At 70.0% G+C, this 24,272-nt stretch carries 27 protein-coding genes and 1 tRNA gene; 18 read left to right on the plus strand and 10 right to left on the minus strand.

The annotated features are described in order from the left end of the window. Positions 1-16 precede the first annotated feature (16 nt). The gene (locus ABJD39_RS10280; protein WP_348607994.1) at positions 17-391 is read left to right on the plus strand and encodes a 30S ribosomal protein S8e; all 375 of its coding nucleotides are present in this window, start codon (positions 17-19) and stop codon (positions 389-391) included. Between the two features lie 162 nt (positions 392-553). Here ABJD39_RS10280 and ABJD39_RS10285 read toward each other — a convergent pair whose 3' ends face one another. From ABJD39_RS10285 to pyrG, 5 genes are all read right to left on the minus strand, one after another. Further along, positions 554-889, minus strand: a complete 336-nt coding sequence (locus ABJD39_RS10285; RefSeq protein WP_348607997.1) for a cupin domain-containing protein — start codon at positions 887-889, stop codon at positions 554-556. A 389-nt stretch (positions 890-1,278) separates the two neighbouring features. After that, on the minus strand, positions 1,279-2,208 hold the full coding sequence (locus ABJD39_RS10290) for a hypothetical protein (protein ID WP_348608000.1): 930 nt from the start codon (positions 2,206-2,208) through the stop codon (positions 1,279-1,281). 221 nt (positions 2,209-2,429) lie between these two features. Next, positions 2,430-2,765: a DUF7126 family protein gene (locus tag ABJD39_RS10295; protein WP_348608003.1), complete on the minus strand. Its 336-nt coding sequence runs from the start codon at positions 2,763-2,765 to the stop codon at positions 2,430-2,432. Positions 2,766-2,915: 150 nt separating this feature from the next. Further along, complete coding sequence (guaA, locus tag ABJD39_RS10300) at positions 2,916-3,833, minus strand: glutamine-hydrolyzing GMP synthase (protein WP_348608006.1); 918 nt, start codon at positions 3,831-3,833, stop codon at positions 2,916-2,918. Further along, positions 3,833-5,515 (minus strand): glutamine hydrolyzing CTP synthase, encoded by a 1,683-nt coding sequence (pyrG, locus tag ABJD39_RS10305; protein ID WP_348608009.1) that lies wholly within the window; start codon positions 5,513-5,515, stop codon positions 3,833-3,835. The genes guaA and pyrG overlap by 1 nt, the downstream gene beginning before the upstream one ends. A 133-nt stretch (positions 5,516-5,648) precedes the next feature. On the opposite strand from pyrG, the gene ABJD39_RS10310 reads away from it, so the two are divergent. From ABJD39_RS10310 to cofC, 4 genes are all read left to right on the plus strand, one after another. Further along, positions 5,649-6,584 (plus strand): complex I NDUFA9 subunit family protein, encoded by a 936-nt coding sequence (locus tag ABJD39_RS10310; RefSeq protein WP_348608011.1) that lies wholly within the window; start codon positions 5,649-5,651, stop codon positions 6,582-6,584. Between the two features lie 312 nt (positions 6,585-6,896). Then, complete coding sequence (locus ABJD39_RS10315; protein WP_348608014.1) at positions 6,897-8,078, plus strand: tubulin/FtsZ family protein; 1,182 nt, start codon at positions 6,897-6,899, stop codon at positions 8,076-8,078. Beyond that, positions 8,047-8,838 carry a hypothetical protein gene (locus tag ABJD39_RS10320; protein ID WP_348608017.1) on the plus strand — a complete coding sequence of 264 codons (792 nt, stop codon included), beginning with the start codon at positions 8,047-8,049 and terminating at the stop codon, positions 8,836-8,838. The genes ABJD39_RS10315 and ABJD39_RS10320 overlap by 32 nt, the downstream gene beginning before the upstream one ends. A 22-nt stretch (positions 8,839-8,860) precedes the next feature. After that, positions 8,861-9,550: a 2-phospho-L-lactate guanylyltransferase gene (cofC, locus tag ABJD39_RS10325; RefSeq protein ID WP_348608019.1), complete on the plus strand. Its 690-nt coding sequence runs from the start codon at positions 8,861-8,863 to the stop codon at positions 9,548-9,550. 39 nt (positions 9,551-9,589) lie between these two features. On the opposite strand, the gene ABJD39_RS10330 is transcribed toward cofC, so the two are convergent. Beyond that, complete coding sequence (locus ABJD39_RS10330) at positions 9,590-10,258, minus strand: alpha/beta hydrolase (RefSeq protein ID WP_348608022.1); 669 nt, start codon at positions 10,256-10,258, stop codon at positions 9,590-9,592. Positions 10,259-10,720: 462 nt separating this feature from the next. Between ABJD39_RS10330 and cofG the strand changes: the two genes are divergently transcribed. The 3 genes from cofG (at position 10,721) to uppS (ending at position 13,972) form a co-directional block, all read left to right on the plus strand. Then, the gene (gene cofG / locus ABJD39_RS10335; RefSeq protein ID WP_348608024.1) at positions 10,721-11,866 is read left to right on the plus strand and encodes a 7,8-didemethyl-8-hydroxy-5-deazariboflavin synthase subunit CofG; all 1,146 of its coding nucleotides are present in this window, start codon (positions 10,721-10,723) and stop codon (positions 11,864-11,866) included. A gap of 132 nt (positions 11,867-11,998) precedes the next feature. Further along, complete coding sequence (locus ABJD39_RS10340) at positions 11,999-12,937, plus strand: mechanosensitive ion channel family protein (RefSeq protein WP_348608027.1); 939 nt, start codon at positions 11,999-12,001, stop codon at positions 12,935-12,937. A gap of 99 nt (positions 12,938-13,036) precedes the next feature. Then, entirely contained in the window at positions 13,037-13,972 is a 936-nt protein-coding gene (uppS, locus tag ABJD39_RS10345; protein WP_348613632.1) for a polyprenyl diphosphate synthase, read from the plus strand. Positions 13,973-14,055: 83 nt separating this feature from the next. Here uppS and ABJD39_RS10350 read toward each other — a convergent pair whose 3' ends face one another. Further along, positions 14,056-14,664: an undecaprenyl diphosphate synthase family protein gene (locus ABJD39_RS10350; protein ID WP_348608030.1), complete on the minus strand. Its 609-nt coding sequence runs from the start codon at positions 14,662-14,664 to the stop codon at positions 14,056-14,058. A 125-nt stretch (positions 14,665-14,789) separates the two neighbouring features. On the opposite strand from ABJD39_RS10350, the gene ABJD39_RS10355 reads away from it, so the two are divergent. Together ABJD39_RS10355 and ABJD39_RS10360 are read left to right on the plus strand one after the other, a co-directional pair. After that, on the plus strand, positions 14,790-16,280 hold the full coding sequence (locus tag ABJD39_RS10355; RefSeq protein WP_348608033.1) for a DUF92 domain-containing protein: 1,491 nt from the start codon (positions 14,790-14,792) through the stop codon (positions 16,278-16,280). Next, positions 16,277-16,723 (plus strand): GNAT family N-acetyltransferase, encoded by a 447-nt coding sequence (locus ABJD39_RS10360; RefSeq protein ID WP_348608036.1) that lies wholly within the window; start codon positions 16,277-16,279, stop codon positions 16,721-16,723. Before ABJD39_RS10355 ends, ABJD39_RS10360 begins: the two co-directional genes overlap by 4 nt. Here the strand turns inward: ABJD39_RS10360 and ABJD39_RS10365 are convergent. Continuing rightward, a complete protein-coding gene (locus tag ABJD39_RS10365; protein ID WP_431357846.1) occupies positions 16,702-17,385 on the minus strand; it encodes a TVP38/TMEM64 family protein in 684 nt (227 codons plus the stop codon). The genes ABJD39_RS10360 and ABJD39_RS10365 overlap by 22 nt on opposite strands. Positions 17,386-17,541: 156 nt before the next feature. Between ABJD39_RS10365 and ABJD39_RS10370 the strand changes: the two genes are divergently transcribed. Next, positions 17,542-17,931: a DUF5830 family protein gene (locus ABJD39_RS10370; RefSeq protein ID WP_348608039.1), complete on the plus strand. Its 390-nt coding sequence runs from the start codon at positions 17,542-17,544 to the stop codon at positions 17,929-17,931. A gap of 26 nt (positions 17,932-17,957) precedes the next feature. Here ABJD39_RS10370 and ABJD39_RS10375 read toward each other — a convergent pair whose 3' ends face one another. Continuing rightward, positions 17,958-19,064: a DUF7115 domain-containing protein gene (locus ABJD39_RS10375; RefSeq protein WP_348608042.1), complete on the minus strand. Its 1,107-nt coding sequence runs from the start codon at positions 19,062-19,064 to the stop codon at positions 17,958-17,960. A gap of 192 nt (positions 19,065-19,256) precedes the next feature. On the opposite strand from ABJD39_RS10375, the gene ABJD39_RS10380 reads away from it, so the two are divergent. After that, positions 19,257-19,405: transfer RNA gene (locus ABJD39_RS10380), tRNA-Met, on the plus strand. 301 nt (positions 19,406-19,706) lie between these two features. Further along, positions 19,707-20,189: a hypothetical protein gene (locus ABJD39_RS10385; protein WP_348608045.1), complete on the plus strand. Its 483-nt coding sequence runs from the start codon at positions 19,707-19,709 to the stop codon at positions 20,187-20,189. Between the two features lie 19 nt (positions 20,190-20,208). Here the strand turns inward: ABJD39_RS10385 and ABJD39_RS10390 are convergent, their stop codons facing one another. Next, positions 20,209-20,346, minus strand: coding sequence for a hypothetical protein (locus tag ABJD39_RS10390; protein ID WP_348608048.1), 138 nt, complete (start codon positions 20,344-20,346; stop codon positions 20,209-20,211). A gap of 216 nt (positions 20,347-20,562) precedes the next feature. On the opposite strand from ABJD39_RS10390, the gene ABJD39_RS10395 reads away from it, so the two are divergent. From ABJD39_RS10395 to ABJD39_RS10415, 5 genes are all read left to right on the plus strand, one after another. Beyond that, entirely contained in the window at positions 20,563-20,931 is a 369-nt protein-coding gene (locus tag ABJD39_RS10395) for a hypothetical protein (protein WP_348608051.1), read from the plus strand. A gap of 47 nt (positions 20,932-20,978) precedes the next feature. Further along, positions 20,979-22,745, plus strand: a complete 1,767-nt coding sequence (locus ABJD39_RS10400) for a nitrite/sulfite reductase (RefSeq protein WP_348608054.1) — start codon at positions 20,979-20,981, stop codon at positions 22,743-22,745. 8 nt (positions 22,746-22,753) lie between these two features. Continuing rightward, positions 22,754-23,041 carry a DUF6360 family protein gene (locus ABJD39_RS10405; protein ID WP_348608057.1) on the plus strand — a complete coding sequence of 96 codons (288 nt, stop codon included), beginning with the start codon at positions 22,754-22,756 and terminating at the stop codon, positions 23,039-23,041. Positions 23,042-23,134: 93 nt separating this feature from the next. Further along, positions 23,135-23,371 (plus strand): hypothetical protein, encoded by a 237-nt coding sequence (locus ABJD39_RS10410; RefSeq protein WP_348608060.1) that lies wholly within the window; start codon positions 23,135-23,137, stop codon positions 23,369-23,371. An 87-nt stretch (positions 23,372-23,458) separates the two neighbouring features. Beyond that, entirely contained in the window at positions 23,459-24,259 is an 801-nt protein-coding gene (locus tag ABJD39_RS10415) for an HpcH/HpaI aldolase family protein (RefSeq protein WP_348608063.1), read from the plus strand. Positions 24,260-24,272 lie beyond the last annotated feature (13 nt).

The following is a 24,272-nucleotide window of genomic DNA, read 5'->3' on the forward strand; positions in this document are numbered from 1 at the left end:
CGGGGTTTCACCTGCTATGAAAGACCAGAGCGGACGCAGGAAGCGGAAGCGGACCGGCGGCCTTCGACGCCCCTCCAGCAACAAGAAGCGACACGAACTCGGCCGCGAGCCCGCCGAGACGACCGTCGGCGAGCCGCGGTTCCGCGTCATCGACTCGCGCGGCACTAACGAGAAGATCCGAGCGCTCTCGACGGACGTCGCGCAGGTCGCCACCGGCGGCGAGACCGTCGAGGCCGAGATCGAGAACGTCGAGGAGAACCCCTCGAACGTGAACTACGTCCGCCGGAACATCATCACGAAGGGCGCCGTCATCGAAACCAGCGAGGGCGATGCGCGCGTCACCTCGCGACCGGGCCAGACGGGCCAGGTCAACGCCGTTCTCATCGAGTAACGTCGCCGACGCTGTTTTCGGCAGTCTCTGTCGCGGTAGCGACCGCGCCGCTCAGCGGTACCAGAGCCCAGCGTAGGTGACGGGGACCGCGAGAACCGGATGCCTCCGTAGGTGTCGAGGGCGACTGCCACGATCGCGAGCAGCAGACGTGTTTTCGACCGATCAGCCGCTCCCGGGGAGCGGACAGAGGCTCGCGGTGAACGCGACTACTTCGCCGGTCTCGTTTCGCGCGCCGTGAACGTCGCCGCGCTCGTGCAGCACGACTCCCGGCGCGGCGACCGCTTCGGTTTCGTCGTCGCGGACGACCGTCACCTCGCCGTCGAGCACGTGGAAGACGTTCGTGCTGTCGGCGTGCTCATGCGGGTCGAGTTCGGCGCCGGGACCGAGCGCGAACAGCTTCACGAGCACGTCGTCGGTGACGACGAGTTCGGCGGTCTCGACGGCTCCCTCGTCAGGGTCGAGCTCGTCGAGCGCGTCCGCGAGGAGATCGAGTGCCATACGATGTCGTTTCGTCCGGACAGTAAAAGCGATCTGGAGCGTACGGTGGCGGAACGCTCCCGGGCGACGCCGCGTTCGTGGGAACCCGTCCTGTTCCGTTCCGTTCCGTTCGATGGCGGCGCGGCGCCGCCGCAGATCGGCGATTCGACCGCGGCCGACCCGGCGAGGTCGACCCGGTCGTCGGCCGTCCCGTCGTGCCTCTCTCATCCCGGTCCGGGGGTACGGGGACCCCCAGTCGCGTGTGTCAGTCGTGCCGGCGATAGCGCGCGATCGCGCGGCGGCCGGTCCCCGAAGGAACCGTCCGTCCGCGCGGTCGTCGTTCGGAACGCGCTCGCCGCAGAGCGCGTCGATCGAGCGCCGGTCACTGCAGCGTGACCGGAGACTACCGCTTATCGATCGTTGCCGTTGCTGCGGGCGTCGTCGTCGTCATCCTCACCGTCCTCCTCTTCGTCGTCGTCGTCATCCTCATCGTCCTCCTCTTCGTCGTCGTCGTCATCGTCGCCCTCCTCTTCGTCGTCCTCCTCGTCGGCCTCGTTCTCGTCATCGTCGTCGCTGTTCGGACCGACGTCCTCGGGCGGACCGCGCCGATCGTCGTCGTCGGTCTCGTTCTCGTCATCGTCGTCGTTCGGGCCGACGTCCTCGGGCGGACCACGCCGGTCGTCGTCGGTCTCGTTTTCGTCGTCACCGTCGGGACCGACGTCCGCGGGCGGACCGCGCTCGCCGTCAGGGCCGTTTCCGGCGGCGGCGCTGACTGCCTCTCCGAGCGTGCTCGCGTTCGTCTCGCCGCTCAGGAACGCGTTGACGGCCGAGAGCACGGCCTTCGCGTTGTCGGAGGCGTCGGCGGGCAGGCCGATCGCGGGGCCGCGCCGGTCGGTCTCGTTCTCGTCAGTCTCGTTCGTCTCGGTCTCGTTCGCCTCCTCCTCGTCGGTCTCGGCCTCGAACTCGGCCTCCTCGACGGTCACGGAGCCGTTCTCGAACGCGAGCTCGATCTCGCCGGAGACGTTCTCGCCGGTCACGTCGAGTTCGACCTCCTCGGTGTCGGAGGCGTTCACGTCGAACGCGACGGAGCCGTTCGCGTCGGTGGTGCCGACGGGCGTGTCGTCACGGACGACCGACAGCCCGTCGACGCCGCTTCCGTTGGCGGTCACGCTGAGCGTGACCGTCCCGTTCTCGTAGGACGCGTCGGCCTCGTACTCGTCGACGGACGCGTCGGTCGCGGCGACCGTCGCCCCTGTTCCGGTACTCGTCGCGGCAGCGCCCATGCCGGCGCTCACGAGGAGCGTCGCCAGGGCGACCGCGAGCAGCTTTGTCGCGTTCATCACGACTGTCGCCTGTCGTTCCGTGGTAAAGAAGGGGGCAAACGGCAAACTCGAATTCCCGGGTTTGAAGCGCTGTAAAGCCGAATTAACTCCGATTAACCGACGGTGGCGGTGTGTTCGCGGCGGCGCCGGCAGGATCGAACGATCGGAGGAGCGTCGTCGGTTGCGGCGGTTCGCGCGCGTCGATCAACCAGTGGCTTGCGGGTGACCGGCAGCCCGGTTCACGCGCCGGCGACGAGCTCGTCGGCGACGACCGCGGCCGAGAGCAGCTCCGGGTCGATCGCCAGATCGGCCTGCCCCCTCGCGAACTCCGGCAGCGACTCGGTCGCGTAGACGACCGCCCGCACGTCGGGGTTGCGTTCCTTCGCGACGGCGATCCCCGTCGCCTCCGCGGTGTCCGTGAGGACGAACAGCGCCGCGTCGTCGATGCCGGCGGCCTCGAGGGTGCCGCCGGTGACGGCGCCGTCGATGCGCGAAACCGTCACGTCGAGCGATTCGAGTTCGTCGCCGAGGTCCTCTGAATCGGGACCGGCGACGACGGCGGAGAGATCGGTCATTGTCGGTTCGAGTCGGCTGGACGGGATAAGCTTCGTGTCTCGTCGATCCGCGGTGAGTGTTCGGCGGCGACGTTTCGCACGAGCGCCCTAGCGGGGACGGTCGAGAGCGTGGCTGCTGAACCAGTGAACAGAGATGGAACGGGAAGCCGGTTACTCGTACTCGATGGTCGCCGGCGGCTTGTGCGTCACGTCGTACACGACGCGCGCGACGGTGTCGTTCTCGCCGGTGATCCGCGATTGGATCCGCTGAAGCGTCTCCCACGGGAGGTTCTGCGCCCGCGCGGTCATGCCGTCGCGTGACTCCACCGAGCGCACGGAGACGACCCAGCCGTGAACGCGGTTGTCACCCTTCACGCCGGTCGCCTTGCCGATGACGGCGGCGAACGCCTGCCAGGGGTCGTGCTCTTCGACCTCCTCCTCGACGACGTGGTTCGCGTCGCGGGCCACCTCGAGCTTCTCCTCGCTGATCTCGCCGATGATGCGGACGGCGAGGCCGGGGCCGGGGAACGGCATGCGCTCGGAGATGACGGCCTCCAGATCGAGCGCGCGGGCGACCTCGCGGACCTCGTCCTTGTAGAGGTCGCGGACCGGCTCGACGATGCCCTCGAAGTCGACCACGTCGGGCAGGCCGCCGACGTTGTGGTGGGACTTGATGTTCCCCTCGCTCTCGATGCGGTCGGGGTAGATCGTCCCCTGCACGAGGTACTCGGCGTCCGTCTCTTTCGCCTCGCGCTCGAACTCCCGGATGAACTGCTCGCCGATGACGTGGCGCTTCTCCTCGGGGTCGGTGACGCCCGCGAGGGCGTCGAGGAAGCGGTCCTGCGCGTCGACGACTTCCAGCGACTCCATGAAGGAGAACGTCTCTCGGATCCCCTCCGTCTCGCCCTTGCGCATCAGCCCGGTGTCGACGTACACCGGTGTGAGCTGATCGCCGATCGCACGGTACGCCAGCGCGGCGGCGACCGACGAGTCGACGCCGCCCGAGAGGGCGATGATCGCGTTCGCGTCGCCCACGGCCTCCCGGATCTCGGTCGTCGCCTCGTCGATGAACTCCTCGACGTTCACCATCAGGCGGTCACCTCCTCGTCGGCGACGGCGTCGCGGTCGTCCGTCGACTCCGCCCCGTCCGGATCCGTCTCGTCGAGCACCGCATCGAGCAGGCCGACGAACGGCGGCGAGGCGCGGTCGGGCCGCGAGCGGAACTCGGGGTGGAACTGCGTGCCGACGAAGTACGGGTGATCGTCACGTTCGAGTATCTCCATACGCGGTCCCGCGTGACCCGAGAAGACGAGTCCGTCGGTCTCCAGGTCGTCGATGTAGTTCGGGTTCACCTCGTAGCGGTGGCGGTGGCGCTCAGTACAGGAGTCGGCGCCGTAGATTCGCTCGGCGATCGTGTCCGGTTCGATCTCCGTCTCGTGGGCGCCCAGCCGCATCGTGCCGCCCATGTCCTCCTCGTCGTGCTGGTCGGGTAGGAGGTCGATGACGGGGTAGGGCGTCTCCGGCTCGAACTCCGCGGAGTCGGCGTCGGTCCAGCCGAGGACGTTGCGCGCGTGCTCGACGACCGCCATCTGGAAGCCGAGACACAGGCCCAGGAAGGGAACGTCGTGCTCGCGGGCGTAGCGGACGGCCTCCACCTTCCCGTCGGTGCCGCGGGAGCCGAAGCCGCCGGGGACGACGACGCCGTCGGCGGACTCCAGGCGGTCGCGGTGGGCACCGTCGGCCTCGTCGGCGGCGACCCAGACGACGTTCACGTCGACGCCGTGCTCCAAGCCGGCGTGCTTGAGTGCCTCGTGGACGCTCATGTACGCGTCCTCCAGATCGTACTTGCCGACGAGCGCGATGTCGACCTCGCCGGTGCGCTCGCGCGTGACGAGGTCGCGCCAGGTGTTCTCGCGCTCGGCGGGCGGCAGCGCCTCGTCGGTGAGTTCCAGCCGCTCCATCACGTGCTCGTCGAGCCCCTCCTCCTCGACGGTGAGCGGGACGTGATACACGTCGTCCACGTCGGGGTTCGAGAAGACGGCCTCGGTGGGCACGTCACAGAAGAGCGCGATCTTCTCTTTCGTCTCGGGGTCGAGTTCGTCGTCACAGCGGCCCACCAGGATGTCCGGCTGGAGGCCGATCGAGCGCAGCTCCTTCACCGAGTGCTGGGTGGGCTTGGTCTTCTGCTCGCCGTTCTTCGAGTACGGGACGAGGGTGACGTGGGTAAAGAGAATGTCCTCGTCGTCCTCCTCGTGGGCGAACTGTCGGAGCGCCTCGAGGTAGGGCATCCCCTCGATGTCGCCGACTGTGCCGCCGATCTCGACGAGGCAGACGTCGCTTCCCTCGGCGGCCTCGCGGATGCGACGCTTGATGTCGTCGGTGACGTGCGGGATGACCTGGACGGTTTTTCCGAGATAGTCGCCGGCACGCTCCTTCTCGATGACGTGCTGGTACGTCTTCCCAGTCGTGATGTTGTGGTCGGAGGTCATGTCGACCCCGAGGAAGCGCTCGTAGTTCCCCAGGTCGAGGTCGACCTCTCCGCCGTCCTTGAGGACGTACACCTCGCCGTGCTGGTACGGGTTCATCGTCCCGGCGTCGACGTTCAGGTACGGGTCGATCTTGACGGCGGTCACGTCGAAGCCGGCGTTGGCCAGCAGCCGCCCCGTCGAGGCGGCGGTGATCCCCTTCCCCAGGCCGGACATCACCCCGCCCGTGACGAAAATGAACTTGCGACCCAGCGAGGGGTCGTACTCCGTCTGTTCAGTCGGCATACTGTGGGTGCGGTAGGCCCGTGGAAAACCGTTTCGGAGCCGCCGCTATCCGTCCGTGTCGCGACCCGGTTCCGCCCGCGAGGACGCCGGTCGCGACCGCACCTTTAGGTTGGTTCCGCCCCTGTGTGAGTGCATGCGCGTAGTCGTCGCCGGCGGCACCGGCTTCATCGGGACGCACCTGTGTACGGAACTCGACCAGCGTGGGCACGATGTCGTGGCGATCGCACGCGACCCCACCGGCGCGGGACTCCCGGACGGGGTCATCACCAAAGTTGGTGACGTGACCGACCGCGACTCGCTCGCGGGCGCCGTCGCGGACGCCGACGCGGTCGTGAACCTCGTCGCGCTGTCGCCGCTGTTCAAGCCCGACGGCGGCGACGAACTGCACGAGCGGATCCACCTCCGGGGGACGGAGAACCTCATCGCAGCCGCCGAGGACGCCGACGTCGACCGGTTCGTCCAGATGTCCGCGCTCGGCGCGGACCCGGACGGGACGACCCACTACATCCGCGCGAAGGGGCATGCGGAGGCGGCCGTCCGCGAGAGCGATATCGAGCACGTGATCGCCCGTCCGTCGGTCGTCTTCGGCGACGGGGGCGAGTTCGTCTACTTCACGAAGCGACTGAAGGAGATCTTCGCTCCCGGCGTTCCGGTGTACCCGCTGCCCGGCGGCGGCCGGAACCGCTTCCAGCCGATCTGGGTCGGCGACCTCGTTCCGATGCTCGCCGACGCCGTCGTCGCCCCCGAGCACGCCGACCGGACGTACGAGTTCGGCGGCCCCGACGTGCTCACGCTCCGGGAGATCTCCGAGAAGGTGTTCGAATCGGAGGGGCGATCGATCACCGTCGTCCCGCTCCCGATGGGGCTGGCGAAGGTCGGGCTCTCCGTGCTGGGGTCGGTTGGCTTCCCCATGGGACGCGATCAGTACCGGTCGCTGCAGTTCGACAACGTCGTCTCCGAGAACGACGTCGGCGCGTTCGGCGTTGCCGAGACCGACCTGAAGACGTTCGACGAGTATCTGCGCGGCGTGACAACTACAGACGAGGCGGACGCGACTGCCGCCGCCTGACCGATTCGAGCCCGTCGGCGATCCGCGCGCGAGCCACGATTCGGCGGTCGTTCGGCCGACCCCGCCTCCAGTAGTTGGCGGCCGTTCGGCCGACCTCGCCTCCACCCGGGCTCGTCCGGTTGGAATAAATAACTGTGTCATACGGCAGTCCCGTTCGCAGACCTGTTACTATCTTTATACCTCGGCGATCGTATTCCAGTACTGCGATTTTCGACCGAACGAGCGTCGCTCAGACTCTCGTCAGTGATAGCCCCATCAGAAGGTTTATAATCGCTCTCTCTCTGAATCAGGCTTAATGAGGAGGGGAGACGCATGAAACTGGCACTCATCGGATTCGGTCAGGCGGGGGGAAAAATCGTCGATAAGTTCGTCCAATACGACCAGCGCACGGGCAGTGACATCGTGCGGGCGGCGGTCGCGGTCAACACGGCCAAGGCGGACCTCATGGGGCTCGAGGAGATCCCGAAGGACCAGCGGGTACTCATCGGACAGTCCCGTGTCAAGGGCCACGGCGTCGGCGCGGACAACGAACTCGGCGCGGAGGTCGCCGAGGAGGACATCGACGAGGTGCAGGGAGCCATCGACTCGATCCCGGTCCACGAGGTCGACGCGTTCCTCGTCATCGCCGGGCTCGGCGGCGGCACCGGATCCGGGGGAGCGCCGGTGCTCGCGAAGCACCTGAAGCGCATCTACACCGAGCCCGTCTACGGACTGGGCGTGCTGCCCGGCTCCGACGAGGGGGGAATCTACACGCTCAACGCCGCGCGCTCGTTCCAGACGTTCGTCCGTGAGGTGGACAACCTCATGGTGTTCGACAACGACGCGTGGCGCAAGACCGGGGAGTCCGTCTCCGGCGGCTACGACGAGATCAACGAGGAGATCGTCAAGCGGTTCGGCATCCTGTTCGGCGCCGGCGAGATCGACCAAGGCCAGGAGGTCGCCGAGTCCGTCGTCGACTCCTCGGAGATAATCAACACGCTCTCCGGCGGCGGCGTCTCGACGGTCGGCTACGCCAGCGAGGAGGTCGAGGAGAGCGCCGGCGGCGGCGGGTTGCTGTCGCGGCTCACCGGCGAAGCCGGCGACGACGATCTCGACACCGCCCACACGACCAACCGGATCACCTCGCTCGTGCGCAAGGCGGCGCTGGGTCGACTCACGCTCCCGTGTGAGATCGAGGGAGCCGAGCGCGCGCTGCTCGTCATGGCCGGTCCGCCCCAGCACCTCAACCGCAAGGGGATCGAGCGCGGTCGCAAGTGGCTCGAAGAGCAGACCGGCTCGATGGAGGTCCGCGGGGGCGACTACCCCGTCAGCGGCTCCGGGTTCGTCGCGAGCGTGATCCTGCTGTCGGGCGTCACGAACGTCCCGCGGATCAAGGAGCTCCAGCAGGTCGCCATCGAGGCCCAGGACAACATCGACGACATCCAGCAGGAGAGCCAGGACAACCTCGACACCCTCATCAGCGATGACGAGGACGAACTTGAGTCGCTGTTCTGAGCTCACTGCGGTCCTCGCTGTTCTCGTCCTCCTGTTCGCGGCGGCGGCGCCGGCGGCGGCGGTGTCCGTCCAGGAGACCGACGTGCCCGACAGCGGCGAGGTGGACTCGCAGGTGACGGCCACGGTGACGCTGACGGAGCTGTACGACACCTACGAGACGTGGCAGCTCGCCGGCCAGACGGGGCTGCAGGACGTCACGTGGACGGTGACGCTCCTGAACCAGGCCGGCAATCAGGTACGCCAGGAGTCGTACGACGGGCAGAACTTCTCGGGGGCGACCGTCGACATCGACGAGGGGACCGCCGAGGTCCGCGTCCGGGTGACCGGGACGGTACCGACCGTCGAGGCGTACAGCTACGACCCGCAGCAGTCGTTCACGCTGCTCGCGCTCGATCAGACCCGGGAGGGTGGCACCTCGAACGAGCTGACGAACCAGTCGGCGACCCACTACACGAGCGAGAGCCGTGAGGCGCGCGAGGCGATGGAGTCGGCCCGGACGGCGATCGACGCCGCCGGCAACCCCGACACCGCCGAGGAGTCGTTCGACAGCGCGGTGAACGCCTACGAGGCCGGCAACTTCGACAACGCGGTCACGCTGGCCGAGCGTGCCGAAACCGAGGCGAACCAGTCCGAGAGTAGCCAGCAGCGCACCCAGCTCATCATGTACGGTGTTGCCGGACTGGTCGTGCTCGGCGTCCTCGCCGGTGGCGTCGTGCTGTTCCTGCGGAACCGCGGGGACGGCTACGACAAGCTCGGCTGACGCCGTTCGCTCGCTTTTCCCCGTGCCCGACACCGTCGACGCGCTCGTTCCGTTCTCTCCCGATCGTCCGAAGACCCGGCTCTCGGACACCCTCGACCCCGAGGAGCGACGCGCGTTCGCCGAGGCCATGCTGTCGGACGTGCTCGCGGCGCTCGGCGGGGCGGGGTTCGAACCGCGACTGCTCACTACCGAGCCCACCGGCCGCGACGTGCCCGAGACGGTCGACGACCGGCCGCTCACCGAGGCGGTGAACGCCGCGCTCGACGCGCACGACGCCGGCCCCGATTCGCCGCTGGCGGTCGTGATGGCCGATCTGGCGCTGGCGACGCCCCGGGCGCTCGCGCGCCTGCGAGGGACCGTCGGTGCCAGTGGTGGTGACGGCGCAGTCGCTGCCGACGGCGCCGGCGCCGCCGACGTGGCCATCGCGCCGGGTCGCGGCGGCGGAACGAACGCGCTGCTCGTTCGCCACCCCGAGTTCCGCGTCGACTACCACGGCGCGTCGTACCTCGACCACCTGCGTGTGGCTCGCGATATCGGCGCGAGCGTCCGCGAGGTGGACTCCCGACGGCTGGCGACCGATATCGACGAGCGCGCGGATCTGACGGAGGTGCTGCTCGCGGGCGACGGCGCCGCCCGCGACTGGCTCGTGGATGCTGGATTCGGACTGGACGCCGGCGGCGGCCGGGTGTCGGTCGAACGGCTGCGAAAATAGGGGCTGTCGCCCGGGACGAGACCGCCCCGACTCGTCCGCCTACTCGCCCGCGGGTTCGAGGCTCGCGACCATCTCCTTCGCGGCGGCGAGTTCGTCCTCGTTGACGCCGTGGCCCATCCCCTCGTAGATGCGCTCGTCGACCTCGGCGCCCAGACCCGAGAGCACCTCGGTCGTCTCCTTCACGCGCTCCAGCGGGATGTGCGGGTCAACGTCCGAGCAGCCGAGGAAGACCGGCGTGCCGTCGAGGTCGCCGTCGTACTCGCGGGGCGTCCCCTCGGGGCCGATCAGCCCCCCGGAGAAGCCGACGAGGCCGCCATATCGCCGTGCGTTGCGCGCGACCCACTCCGAGGAGAGGCACGCGCCCTGCGAGAAGCCGAGCAGGAGCACGCGCTCATGGCCGACGGCGTCGGCCGCCGCGTCGACGACGCTGCCGACGAAGTCGAGCGCGGAGTCGAGGTGCGGCTGGTTCTCGCTCGTCTCTTCCATGAACGAGTGGGGGTACCAGGTGTTGCGGCTGGCCGACGGGGCGAGGTACGCCACGTCGTCGGTACCGAACTCGCCGGCCATCCCGAGGATGCTGCGGGCGGTCGCGCCGCGGCCGTGGACCATCACGACCACCGCCGTCGCCTCGTCTAGGTCGGCGCCGGCGTGGCGAACGGGCTGGCCGCCGTGGGGGCCGTCGACCCCGCTGGTGTCGATGTCAGTCATCGCTCGCTCACTCGGTCGCGTGCGGGGTATCGGTTGTGGTGGCGGATCCGGGTCGTGGGTGGTGGCGGATCCGGGCCGTGGGTTGTGGCGGATCCGGGTCGTGGGTGGTGGCGGATCCGGGCCGTGGGTTGTGGCGGATCCGAGTCGTGGATCGCCCATGGAGGTCGTTGATGGCGTGTGGTTCGGTTCGACTCGTCGCCGTCCGCGGACGTGAGTCACGCCGGCTCGGCTCCCCGGTTCTGTCGGCCGATCGGGTGCAGGAATCGTCACGTTGCAGCCACTTCCTCCCCAGCCGATTCACTCGGCCGCTCGCTCCGCTCACGGCCTCGTTCATCCCTCGCGCGTGTTCGGCGGGCACACAGGCCCGCCGCCGCGCGCCACGTGGTTGGTTCGCTCGTCGCCCGTTCACCCGTCCCGTCGACGACCGACTCGTTTTTGCCCCTCGGTCGGAGAGTTCCCGGCGTGTTCCCCGGGGCCGAGGAGTACGGCATCGACATCGCGGTCGCCGACCGCGAGGTCGAGCGGCTGTTGTCGGTCACGCCAGACGACGTCGCCGCGGCGCCGGAACTCACGTTCGCCCGGAACGTGTTCGTCCCGCTGACGACCGCCTGCCGGTACACCTGCACGTACTGCACCTACTACGACGTGCCCGGCGAGGCGAGCCTGCTGTCCCCGGAGGAGGTGCGCGAGCGGTGCCGCGTCGGCGCCGACGCCGGCTGCACGGAGGCGCTGTTCACCTTCGGCGACAAGCCGGACGACCGCTACACCGCGATCCACGACCAGTTGGCGGAGTGGGGCTATGATTCGATCGTCGCGTACCACGAGCGCGCTTGCGAGATCGCCCTGGAGGAGGGGCTGCTCCCGCACTCCAACCCGGGCGACCTCACGGAGGCGGAATTCCGCCGTCTCCGCGACGTGAACGCCTCGATGGGCGTGATGCTGGAGACGACCGCCGACGTGGACGCACACGCCGGAAACAGGCGCAAGACCCCCGGCCAGCGCCTGCACACGATCCGCGCCGCCGGGGAGGCGCGGGTTCCCTTCACGACGGGCATCCTCGTCGGCATCGGCGAGGGATGGCGGGATCGCGCGGAGTCGCTGTTGGCGATCCGTGCGCTCCACGAGCGGTACGACCACGTGCAGGAGGTGATCGTCCAGCCCGTGACGCCCAACGAGCGCTCCGCCTTCGAGGGCCCCTCGACGGCGACGATGCGGCGGGTGACGGCGATGGCCCGGGCCGCGTTGCCCGAGGAGGTGTCGGTGCAGTCGCCGCCGAACCTCGCGCCCGTCGGCGACCTGCTCGACTGTGGCGTCGACGACCTCGGCGGCGTCTCGCCGGTGACGGACGACTACATCAACCCGGAGTACGCGTGGCCCGCCCTCGCCGAGCTCCGCGAGATCGCCGACTCCGGCGGCGTCCCGCTGCACGAACGGCTCCCGACCCACGAGCGCTTCCTGCCCGAGGAGCACCGGCGCGCCGGCTTCGACGGCGAGCCCGCTCCGGGAAGCTGGCTCCACGGGCAGATCCCCGCGGCGCTCGCCGACGGAAGCGTTCACGGGGAACGCTTCCGCGACGTCGCCCGTCGCGACGCCCCGCTGTCGGTGTGAGCCGCAGGCGGGAGCGAAGCCGGGTCGGCCCGAGCCGACGACGCGATCCGCGCGAAATCGATGACGCGATCCGTGTGAGAGCCGCCGGCGCCAGCAGACTCTTCACTCGTCCGACCATGCCGGGATTCGTACATGTACGGCGTGACATCGACGGTCGCGGCGATCGCTTTGCAGATCGACACCGCGGCAGTCGTCGCCCGGCTGGGCGGCTACGCGACGAACGTGATCGGCTTCGTCCTCGGGTTCGTGCTCACCTATCTCCTCGGCAAACTGATCTTGCTCCCGCTCGCCCATCGGGTGCTGAACCGTCGCGGCTTCGATCGCACCGTGCTCAGCCTCGCGGACAGCGTACTGGCCGCGCTGGTGGTGGTACTCGCGATCTCGATCGGGTTCATGGCCGCCGGCTTCCCGCGGTTCCTCACCGCGGTGGCGACGCTGGGCGGCGCGCTCGCGCTGGCGATCGGCTTCGCCGCGCAGGACCTCATCGGCAACTTCGTCGCCGGCGTGTTCATCATCAAGGACAAACCGTTCGAGGTGGGCGACTGGATCGAGTGGAACGACAACGCCGGCCGCGTCGAGGACATCGACCTACGCGTCTCCCGCGTCCGCACCTTCGACAACGAGCGCGTCACCGTCCCGAACAGCGAACTCGCGAACAACGCGATCACCAACCCCGTCGCCTACGACACGCTGCGCCAGAAGTTCGTCTTCGGCATCGGCTACGACGACGATATCGACCACGCGACCGACTGCATCCTCGAGGAGGCCGAGGAGATCGACGGGATCCTCGCCGATCCCGCGCCCTCGGTGCGCGTCACCGAGTTGGGCGACTCGGCAGTCGGGCTCCAGAGCCGCTTTTGGATCGACGAGCCCGACCGCGGCGACTTCGTGCGCGTCCGCTCGGAGTACGTGCAGACGGTGAAGGAGCGCTTCGACGCGGAGGGGATCGACATGCCGTACGTCCACCGCCAGCTCACCGGCGAGGTGGAGGTACTGGAGTCGGTCGCCGGCGACGTGGTCGGACCCGTCGACACGCCGGCGGCGACGGACGGCGAGGGCGACGGCGACTGACGCTGCGTGTCGGTCGCGTGCCGTCCGCGCGTCATCCGTGCGTCGTCCGGTTCCTCGCAAGACACATATCCCTTGGCCGACATACTCTCGATAGTGACTCTGCGCTCGCGCCTCGAAACGCTGTTCGACAGTACCTACGAGCGCGTGCTGCGCCGGGAGATCGGTGACGGCCCGGACCACGTCGCGATCATCCAGGACGGGAACCGCCGGTACGCCCGCAGTCGCGGCGACGACGCGCCCGACGGCCACCGCGCGGGCGCCGATACGACCGAGCGGGTGCTCGACTGGTGTGGCGACCTCGGCGTCGAGGAGCTCACGCTGTACGCCTTCTCGACGGAGAACTTCGACCGGCCGGACGACGAGCTGGACCCGCTGTTCGACCTGCTCGAGGACAAGCTTCGGGAGTTCGCCGACGCCGACCGCGTCCACGAGCAGGGCGTGTGCATCCGCGCGCTCGGCGACGTGGAGCGGCTTCCCGAGCGCGTCCGCGACGCCGTCGAGTACGCCGAGGCGCGCACCGCCGGCCACGACGACTTCACGCTGAACATCGCGCTGGCGTACGGCGGCCGCAACGAGCTGCTCGGGGCGGTCCGGGCGGTCGCCCGCGACGTTGCCGACGGCGATCTGGCGGCCGACGACGTGGGCGTCGCCGAGGTGGAGTCGCGGCTGTACCGCCGGCCCGTCCGCGACGTGGACCTCATCATCAGGACGGGGGGCGACGAGCGCACCTCGAACTTCCTGCCGTGGCACGCCAACGGCAACGAGGCGGCGGCGTACTTCTGCTCGCCGTACTGGCCGGAGTTCTCGAAGGTCGACTTCCTGCGCTCCATCCGAACGTACGAGGCGCGCGAGGAGTCGTGGCGCCGCACCCGAGCGAAACGGGCCGCCGCGCTCGTGCGGTCGCTCGCGGCCGTCGAGCTGGACGAGGCCCGCGCGGTCGCCGTCCGTCTGCGTGATCGGCTCCCGGGCGATGCGACCGGCGAGGAACTGAACGAGGCGCTCGAGACCGGCGCCGCGGGCGAGACGGCCGACTGACCGGGGCCCGGCGGAGCATCGGCGGAACCTCCCTGGTCCCCTCCCCTCCGCTCCGCTCGCGACGAGGTCGGGCCGATGATCCGTTATTTTCCGAACCGTCGCTGTCGGTTCTGGTAGTCCAACACCGCCCGCAGGTAGTCCCGCTTCCGGAAGTCGCGCCAGTTCACGTCAGTGAAGTACAGCTCCGAGTAGACCGACTGCCAGATGAGGAAATCCGAGAGCCGCTCGGCGCCCGTCTTGATCACCAGATCCGGCTCCTCGGGGAAGATCAGTCGGTCCTCGATGTCGGTCCCCGCCACCTCGTCGGGGTCGAGGTCGCCGGCCTCGACGGCCGCCGCGATGTCGCGGACGGCGGCGGCGAACTCGCGTTTCCCGCCGAGGCCGATGTTCACCCGGATCGGCGCGTCCGCGCGCTCGGTGTCCTCGGGCGTGCGCACCGCGATCGGGCGGGGCGCGTCGACGCCGGCGAGTTCGCGCGCGAGGGTGTCGACGACCGCCTCGTCGAGCACCGAGACGGAGACGGTGACGCGCTCGGCGCCGTACTCGAACGCCCACCCGAGAAACGACTCCAGCGTGTCGTAGGCACCCTGTTCGAGCAGGTCGCGCTCGGTGATGACGAGCGCGACGTGGGCGGGGGGGTCGCCGGGGTTGCGGCGGTGGCGCACGCCGAGGTACGCGTCGTAGAGTCCCACTGCTGGCTCGGGCGTTGGGCGGGCGCCCGAAAGCGTTACCGCTCTCGCCGCCGTCGCGCCGCCGTCCCGGGACCGCGAGCCGCCGTCCCGGGACCGTTAAGTGTTCGTCGGGGGTAGCCTCGGCCGTGAGACACCGACTCCGGCGCGCGGGGGCGTTCGCCGTCGTCGCCTCGGCGGTGTTGGCCGCGCCGGCGCTGGGGCCGGCCGCCGCCGCGCCGTTCGCCGTCGTCGCCGTCCTCGCGGCGTTCGTCGTCGACGAGGGTCGGTTCTTCGAGCTGTTCGCCCGACCGGGCGACCACGAGGACCGTCGACTCAACGGGCTCGCGGGGTTCGCGCTCGCGGCGACCGCACTCGGCGTGTTGACCGCGCTCCCGCAGGCGCCGATGCCGGTCACCGTGTACGCCGCGAGCGTCCTCACGCTGGCGTACGGCGTCCTCGGGCGCGAGTTCGTCCGCGAGTCCACGAGCGACGAGTTCGCCACGACGACCGCGTTCACGCTCACGGCGTTCGCGGCCGCGACGCTCGGGCAGGCAGCCGTCGCCGTCGCCGCCGACTCGTTCGCCGTCGCGGCGCTCCCGACGTACGTGTTCCTCGCGGCGACTGCCGCACTAGTTGCCGCGCTCCTCCGCTCGGTGTTGTTCCCCCGCGACGACCCGATCGTGGTCGTGTCGGTCGGGTTCCTCCTGTGGCTGCTGTCGGCGCTCGTGGCCGCCGGCGGGGTCGTCGTCACGCCGACGATCGTGGCCGCCGGCCTCGCGTTCACCGTCGGGCTCGGCGTCGTCTCGTACGTACTCGAGACCGCGTCGGTTTCGGGGATGTTGACTGGCGTGCTGCTGGGGTTCGCGACCGTCGTGCTCGGCGGGATCGGCTGGTTCGTCGTGATCATTTCGTTTTTTGCCATCGGCGGGCTCGCCGCGAAGTTCCGTTTCGAGGAGAAGGACACCCGCGGCGTCGCCGAGGGCAACGACGGCGCTCGCGGCGCCGGCAACGTCCTCGGCAACGCCGGGGTCGCGCTGTGCTCGGTGGTCGTGTTCGCGGCCGCGAGGGCGGTCGTCCCGGATACCACCGTCCCGACGCTGATCGCGTTCGCGTTCGCCGGGTCGGTCGCGGCGGCGATGGCCGACACGCTCTCATCGGAGTTCGGCGGGCTGTTCGACACGCCGCGGCTGGTGACGACGCTGCAGCCGGTCGACCCCGGCACCGACGGGGCGATCACCTGGCAGGGGGAGGTCGCGGGCGTCGCCGGCGCCGGATTGGTCGCCGTGCTCGCGGCGCTGGCGATGCCGCTGGGCGGATCCGCGACGACCGGCGGTCTCGCGGGCTTGGCGGCCGCGGGCGCACCGGTCGCGGTTCCGGTGGCCATCGCCGTCACCGGTGCCGGGTTCGTCGGCATGACGGTCGACAGCCTGCTCGGCGCGACGGTCGAGGGTGACCGGATCGGGAACCAGGCGGTGAACACGCTCGCGACGCTGTCGGGAGCGCTCGCGGCCGTCGTTCTCTCGGTCGTCGCCGGCGCTGCGGCGGTTCCGTCGCCGGCGACGCTCGGGGCGCTCACCGACGCGCTCGCGTCGGTTGCGGCGATCGTCTTTCAGGCACTGCCGCTCCTCCCGACGTGACGGTCCGATCCGGACGGCCGGCCGACGAGCCGGCGGTTCGAACGCTCCAACGACTGCTCCGCGAGCCGAGCCCGACGCTGCGCTCTCATGGCCTGCGAACCGGCGACGTACTCGTCGACGAGACGGCCGACGGCGCCGTCGTCGGGTATGTGCTCCCGGTCGCCGGCGATGGCGTTCACATCGCCGAACTCGCGGTCCACCCCGCCCACAGGCGGGAGGGACGGGCCACCCGACTGCTTCGGCGACTCCTCACGGGCGCCGATGGTCGCGTCACGCTCCTCGTCGCCGCCGATAACGACGCCGCGAGGCGCCTGTACGAGTCGCTCGGGTTCCGCTCGACCGCACGGCACCCCGGCTTCTACGACGACGGGACGGACGCGATACTGCTGGCTCGCGATCCCCCGGGTACCGAAACCGCAGATCAGACCGACGCCGAGCGGTAGTGTCGGTACGCCGGTCCAGCGAGGAGGAGGAGGCCGCCGAGCGCCGCAGCGCCGATCAACCACGGGTCGAGCACCCCGGCGAGGCCCACCTCCGCGACGCGCCCGGCGGAGGCGCCCGCGACGGTGCCGGCGACGGCCCACGGGAGCTCCCCGATCGCGCTCCCGAGGACGAACGGGCCGGCGCGAACGCCCGCGAGGCCGGCGGCGACGGAGACGGCGTCCGAGGGGAACGGGAGCAGCCGGGAGGCGGCGACCGAGCGGGTTCCCCCGGCGACGGAGACGGCGCGCTCGCCGGCGCCGACGGCGCGGTCGAGGAGGTCGTTGACGGCCGTCGAGATCCGGTCGCCGCCGGCGAGCGCGTCGCCCGCGTCGCGCCCACGGCGGGCGAACAGGTACGGCGGGATCGACGTCAGCACCATCACACCGAGCGACAGGGGGATCGCGGACAGCCCGAACCCGTAGCCGGCGATGACCGCCAACAGCGTCACCGGCCACGCGAGCAGCGGACGAACGACCGCTAACGCGACGAGCACCGCGACGAGTCTGCCCGGCTCGGCGGTGACCCACGCGAGGCGGTCGAGCACGGCGTCCGGGGAGGTAAAGACGACCGCGATCATCACCGCGCCGGCGACGAGGCCACCGACGAGCGCGCGACGATTCACGGCCGCATTGGGGTCGTCACGCGAATAAGGGCCGCGGTTGCTGGACGACTACCGCCGGACACCACGGTTGCGTCCACTGGTTCCCGCGTCGCGATTCCGTGTCGAGTTCCGGACACCCGGGACGCTTAACAGCGCCCGCGACGAACCGCGGCCGACGTGACACCGGACGAGGACGCGCCGGCACGAACCCGCGAGGAGACGGTCGCGCTCGGCGTGGAGCTGCTGGAGCATCTCGAGGACGACGAGCTTCCGCTCCCCGAGCTGATCGACCGGCTGGAGACCGTGACGACGAGCCCGGCGGTCACCCGTGCGGTGCTCGACGAGGCCGAACGCCGCGGGGTCATCGAGCGCGAGGACGCGATCGTTCGGGTTCACGGCTCGGGGTTCGTTCGGTTCGACTCGCAGGTGGTCCGCCGGGAGGGCGACTTCTCGTGTCGCCGCTGCGGAGCGGGGATCACGACCGGTCACTTCGTCCGGCTCGACGCCGGCGAACTCGGGCCGTTCGGCTCCTCGTGTATTCGGAAGGTGACCGGACGGGAGTCGTGAGGACCCGGTGAAGGGCAGGAGCCGCGTCAGCGACCGCGGCGCAGTTCTTCGATCAGTTGCTCGACCAACTCGGTCTGGCGTTCGATCTGTTCGCCCTGCCGCTCGACGAGCGCCCGGAGGGCCGCAACCTCCTCGGCGATGTCGTCGGTGGGCTCGGCCGGTTCGAAGCCGGTGTCGCCGAAGCCGTCGCCCTCGCCGGCGCCGACTGCTCGCCCGTCCGCCTCGACTGGGTCGGCCTCTCTGTGCAGCTCTGTCGCGGCGGTTGTCCCTGCGGCGTCGGGCCCCCCAGACGGCGCGCTCGTCCCGGTGTCTGTGGCCGTCCCCCTGCCGACTGCGTCGGGCGCGTCGGCGTCGGCCGCCCCGTCGTCGGCCAGCGGCTCCTCGCGGGTGCCGGCGTCGGTGTCGACCGCCTCCGGATCGGCCGACAGCGGGTCGGGGCCGCCGCCGAAGTCCGTCCGATCGACCGGATCGTCGGCGTCGTCCTCGCCGGCGGCCGCCGCCGAGAGCGCGCGGAATTCCTCCAATGACCTGACGTCGTAGTGGGCCAACAGCGCGTTCGTCAGTCGCTCTTTGATCGCCCGGGCGCTGTCGCTGGGCGCCTTGAACCGCTCTTGGCGCCCGTCGGCGGTGAGCACGAGCGTGGTGGCGACGCTCCCCTCTTCAAACGTGAGATCGGTCACGTCGTCGTAGTGGAACTCCTCGTAGTCGTCGTCCCAGACGGCGGCGCCGACGTGCTTGACTATCCGGGCCGACGTGACGACGAGGGTGAGCTCGGAGAAGCGGAAGGTGCGCTCGACGGTCTCGCCGGGCTCGGTGATCCCGGCGGCCGAGAGGACGCCCGCGAGCACGGGATGGAGGACCTCGTCGAGGGAGCCGCGCGGCACCGAGAAGCTGCGGTCGCCGTCGAGGCCGTACTCGAGGGTGAACTTCGCCTTCCGACGCGACTCGGAGACGGCGACGCGCTCGGCGTCGTGGGACAGCTCCTCGGTGGACTCGTCGGAGAGCAGCCCTTCCGCGCGGTAGATCAGCGTGCGGGTCGGGGTGACGAACAGCTCGTCGTCCCCGCCGAGGTGGACGCGGGCGACGGGGTCCTCCTCGCCCAGCTCCCCCCGGACCAGTTCCGGCAAACTCATACCAGCGTTTCGCCCGCCCCACGGCTTAAACCCGGCGGGTACGCCGGTCCTGATTCGCGGACAGTACACGCCGAGGGGACGCCGCGCCGGTCGAAACTGCCCGACGGAACAACGGCCCGCGGTGTGTCCCGGTGTGTCGCACCGATTCGCGATGGGAAGCTTCAAGAGTGCGACCGCCCGACGATGACGTGAGCCGGGGTGGCTTAGCTGGACATAGCGCCGCACTCATAGGGTTTCGAGATTCGGTGCGGAACGCCTTGGAAGCCTCCGCCCCAACGGGGCCCGCCGAGCCTCGTACCTGGGCCATGCGGAGATCGTGGGTTCGGAGCCCACCCCCGGCAGTCTTCTCGCGGACGACGACGTCCCAGCAGCGACGACCCTCGTGAAAACCGACGCCGGTACGGGCGCCACTTCGGCGCCGCGTTCTCCGATCCCCCGACGTAGTTTAGCTTCGACCGTCCCCGATCCGTGTGACACGCCCCTCTGGCGACCTATCTCGGTTTATTCACCTCGATCCGTCCGTCGCAGATCCGGCGGCGCCGCCCACGGCGGCGCGACGCCGGCGCCCGCCCGCGTCGCCGGAAGCGGTCGGACTATAGGGTGTCCGAAACGCTCTTTCCGACGGTCGAAGTGATTCGGGCCGTGAACTCCCCACGCCGGAACCGCGTTCTCGCGCTGCTGTTCGGCGTGCCGCTGGCGGTCGGGGGCGTCCTCGCGGTCGGCGCGGCGCTGCCGGTGCTCGCCGGGGTGCAGGTCCCGGCCGGCGTCCCGGCCGCCGACCGCCCGCTGGTCCCCGAGCGGGCGGGGCTGCTCCCCATCGTCGTCGGTCCGATGCCGGCGGCGGCGCTGGCGGGTGGACTCGCTTCCGACCGCCCGGGGACCGGGATCGTCTACGGCTATGCCGTCGGACTCGCGCCGGTCCTGCTCGCGTCGCTGCTGTACGTAGCGTTGGCGATCGTACTCGCGGGAACGGCGCTCGTGTCCGGCTCCCCCGAACCCGCGGCCGCCGTCGCGCTGCTCGCGGGGGTGTTTCTCGCGCTCCTGTACGTGCTCGCTGCCGTGCTCGCCGTCCCGTCGACTCTCGCGGGCGGCGTCGGGAGCGTGCTCCGTCGAGAACTGTCGTGACCGATGCGACCCGGCCGCGCTAGTCGGCCGACTGCTCCTGGTCTTCCGAGAGGTGCTCCCACACCTCCGCGCAGCCGCAGCCGTCCTCGAGATCGTCGAGATGAGAGGTGTCGACTTCCTCGTCGCCGTATCGATCGTCAGTCGTCTGTTCTGCCATCACTACCGTACACACCCCGTACTCCTATAAGCCGCGCCGCAGGGTCAAGCGTGACCGACACTCCCCGGTAGAAGACGGTGTTGCCGCTATCCGGAACGCCGGGATCAACGCGATCCGGGCGACGGCTGGCGATCCGTGACTACGTCGGCGTCACCGGAACCGTCGGCCGTTGCGCCCGGCGACGGGAGTATGGTCGCGGCGGGACAGGATCCGGCTGTGAGCGTCGCCATCAGGGTGCTCGACGACGGGGCGTGGGTCTCAGTGGACGACGAGCGTCGCGTCAGCGTCAGCGAACTGTGGCGCGTCGGCGGCGACGCGTGCGCCTGTGCCGACGACCTCGCGGACTTCGTCGTCGAGGGGTTCACCGCCGTCGGCGCCGACGGCCGAACCGTGACGGCCGACGTGTACGGGCAGTGCATCCGCTGTGGCGCCGATGCGACGGTCCGGGCGCTCCCGGTCGGCCGCGTCGTCGACGGGGAGTTCCGGTCGCTGGCGGGGGAAGCGGTCCGGTTCCCGGGCGGCGGTCTCGGCGCGCCGTCGACGTCGCAAGCGTTGCCGGTTCCCGGCAGCGTCGGGGAGGATTGACGCGGAGGCGCGCTTTAGGGTCGTCGGGCGACTGTGTTCGTCCACGAATGCCCACGGACGTCGAAAACTGGAAATCGGAGGTGTACGGCAACGAGATCAGGGAGCACCTGATGGAGTTCGCCGAGGAGGGGTGGGAGTCGATCCCGGCGGACGAACACGACGCCTGGTTCGAGCGCTTCAAGTGGTGGGGGCTGTACCACCAGCGGAACGGCCAGGAGAGCTACTTCATGATGCGGATCGGGACGCCCAACGGCGTGCTGGAGCCGGGGCAGGCCGAGGTCGTCGCCGACATCGCCGACGAGTACGCTCGCGGGCCCGCCGAGAACCCCGAGTTCGGCGACGCGTACGTCGACTGGACGACCCGGCAGTCGATCCAGCTCCACTGGATCCGGCTGGAGGACATCCCCGAGATCTTCGACAAACTGGAGTCGAACGGCCTGTCCACCCAACAGGCGTGCGGTGACTCCTGGCGCAACATCGTGGGCTGCCCCGTCGCCGGCAAGGACTCCGCGGAGTTCGTCGACGCGCTGCCCGTCGCGATGGACCTCAACGAGACGTTCAAGGGCAACGACGACCACTCGAACCTCCCGCGCAAGTGGAAGGTGAGCGTCACCGGCTGTGAGGAGGGCTGCGGACAGGGTGACATCAACGATCTGGCGTTCGAGCCGGCCGAGAAGGACGGCATCAAGGGATTCAACGTCCGCGTCGGCGGCGGCCTCTCGCGCAACGAGCCGCGCCTCGCGCGAAGCCTCGACGTGTTCGTCCCGCCGGAGGACGCCGACGCGGTCGCGGGCGGCATCTCGGCGCTGTTCAACGACCACGGCGACCGCGAGGACCGCTACAACGCTCGGATGAAGTTCCTCACCGACGAGTGGGGGACCGAGAAGATCCGCCGCGTCCTTCAGGAGGACTACGTCGACTTCGAGCTCCGGACCGCCGGCGAGGACCTGCGCGACGAGTACACGTACAACTCCGGGCGCAACGACGACGGTCACCACGACCACGTCGGCGTTCACGAGCAGAACGACGGCAACTACTACGTCGGCTTGAACGTCCTCGTCGGCCGGATGGGCGCCGACGACACCCGCGAACTCGCGCGGATCGCCGACGAGTACGGCTCCGGCGAGGTGCGCGTCACCCAGCGGCAGAACGTCATCGTCACCGACGTGTCCGAGGGGGACCTCGACGACCTGCTCGCGGAGGACCTGCTCGACACCTACGAGCCGGACCCGCACACGTTCATGCGCGGCTCCATCGCCTGCACGGGCACGGAGTTCTGCTCGCTGTCGATCGTCGAGACGAAGAACCGGCAGGTTCGGTACGCCCGCTGGCTCAAGGACAACGTCGAGGTGCCCGACGGCGTCGAGGACTTCCACATCCACCTGTCGGGTTGTACGGCCTCCTGCGCGCAGCCGCAGATCGCCGACATCAGCCTGCGGGGGATGAAGACCCGCAAGGACGGCGAGGCGGTCGAGGCGCTCGACATCGGCCTCGGCGGCGGCCTCGGCGCCGAGCCGCGCTTCGCCGAGTGGGTCGAACAGCGCGTGCCCGCCGACGAGGTGCCCGGCGCCATCGGGAACCTGCTCGCGAACTTCGAGGAGCGCCGTCAGGGCGACGAGTCGTTCCGTGACTTCGTCGAGCGCACCGACGAGGAGACGCTCGCGGAGTTGGTCGAGCCCGAGGAGACCGACTACGAGGACCCGTACATGCACAACACGAAGCTGACGTGGTACCCGTACGCCGACGAGGACGACATGGACGCCTCGCCCGCGCCGGCACGCGCGGACGGAACGCCCATCACCTCCGACGACTGAACACGGGTATGCCCGACCGGCTCATCCGCGTCAACGCGTACACCACCTTCGACCTGCTCGACGGCTTCGCCCGCGGGCACGACTTCGAGGAGGAGGCCGCCGCCGTGTTGAACGTCACGGCGCCCCGTGAGGACCCCGAGGAGGTGACGCTCGAACTCGAGCTCGATAACACCGGACTGGAGGCGCTCCCACCCCACGCCGAGGGCGTCACCCTCTCGGCGACCGAGGCGAGCGAGCTCGCGGGCGAACTGGAGAAATACGCCGCCCGCGTCGAGGCCGCGCAGGGCGAGGACTGACTGAGGACTGCGAGGAGCCACCGCGATCGCCGCGTTCTCACCCCCGAGAGTCGGGAACGAATCCTTTTGTGGCGTCGAGCGGGAGCCGCATCCATGTGGGTACGGGAGCGGGACATCGTCGACTATCTGGGGATCGCAGCCGTGACGGCCCTCGCGTGGATCCACTTCCCGTACCGCTTTTTCGTGTACACGCAGCTCCACTACGCGGCGTGGTGGCTCCAGCGGTGGATCGACCAATCGCCGACCGAAGTCGTCGGGGTCGCCGTGATCGTCTCTGCCGTCGCCGGCGGCGCCCTGCTCGCCGGTATCGTTCGATCGGCCTCGGCGTAGCGACGGAGGGCGCGGCCGCGGTCGACGTAGCGGCAGTCGAACGGGGGTTGTGCGGGCTTGATGTCCCGTCGGCGAGGAGCAGTTCGCATGACCGACGACCCCGGCGTCGCGGGACTGCCTGCGACCCTCCGCGAGAACCCCGCCGGCCACTGGCTGTCGACCCCCTCGCCACAGATCGCCGAACAGCTCGCGCTCACCGACGCCGACTTCGTCGTGATCGACACCGAGCACGCGCCGACGGGCACCGAGTCCGTGGAGGCGGCCGTCCGCGCCGTCGACGCCGCGAACGCCCGCGGCGAAGGGAGCCGGGGCGAGCGCGACACGGCGGCCGTGGTCCGCGTCGCGTGGAACGACCACGTTCGGATCAAGCGCGTACTCGACACCGGCGCCGCGGGCGTGATGGCACCACAGGTGAACACCACAGAAGAGGCCGAGGCGTTCGTCGAGGCGGCGCGCTACCCGCCGGAGGGTCGCCGCGGCGTCGCGGGGACGCGCGCCTCGGGGTACGGCCGCGACCTCGACGACTACTACGAACACGCGAACGACCGCGTCGCGACGATCGCCCAGATCGAGACCGAAACCGCGGTCGAGAACGCCGCCGACATCGCCGCCGTCGACGGCCTCGACGCGCTGCTCGTCGGTCCGGCTGACCTCTCCGCTGATCTGGGCGTCTTCGGCGACTACGAGTCCGACCGGTTCCTCGCGGCCGTCGAGTCGGTGCTCGCGGACAGCGAGGTGCCGGTCGGCACGCTCGCGACCGCGCCCGCGGAGATCGATCACTGGGCGTCGGTGGGCTACGACTACCAGATCGTCGGCGTCGACGCCGGGTACGTCGCCGCCGGCGCGACGGCGGCGCTGGAGCGGTACGCCGCCGCCGAGGAGAAGTGAGTCCGGCGGGAGA

The organism is Halobaculum rarum (assembly GCF_040025155.1).
Lineage (GTDB): Archaea > Halobacteriota > Halobacteria > Halobacteriales > Haloferacaceae > Halobaculum > Halobaculum rarum.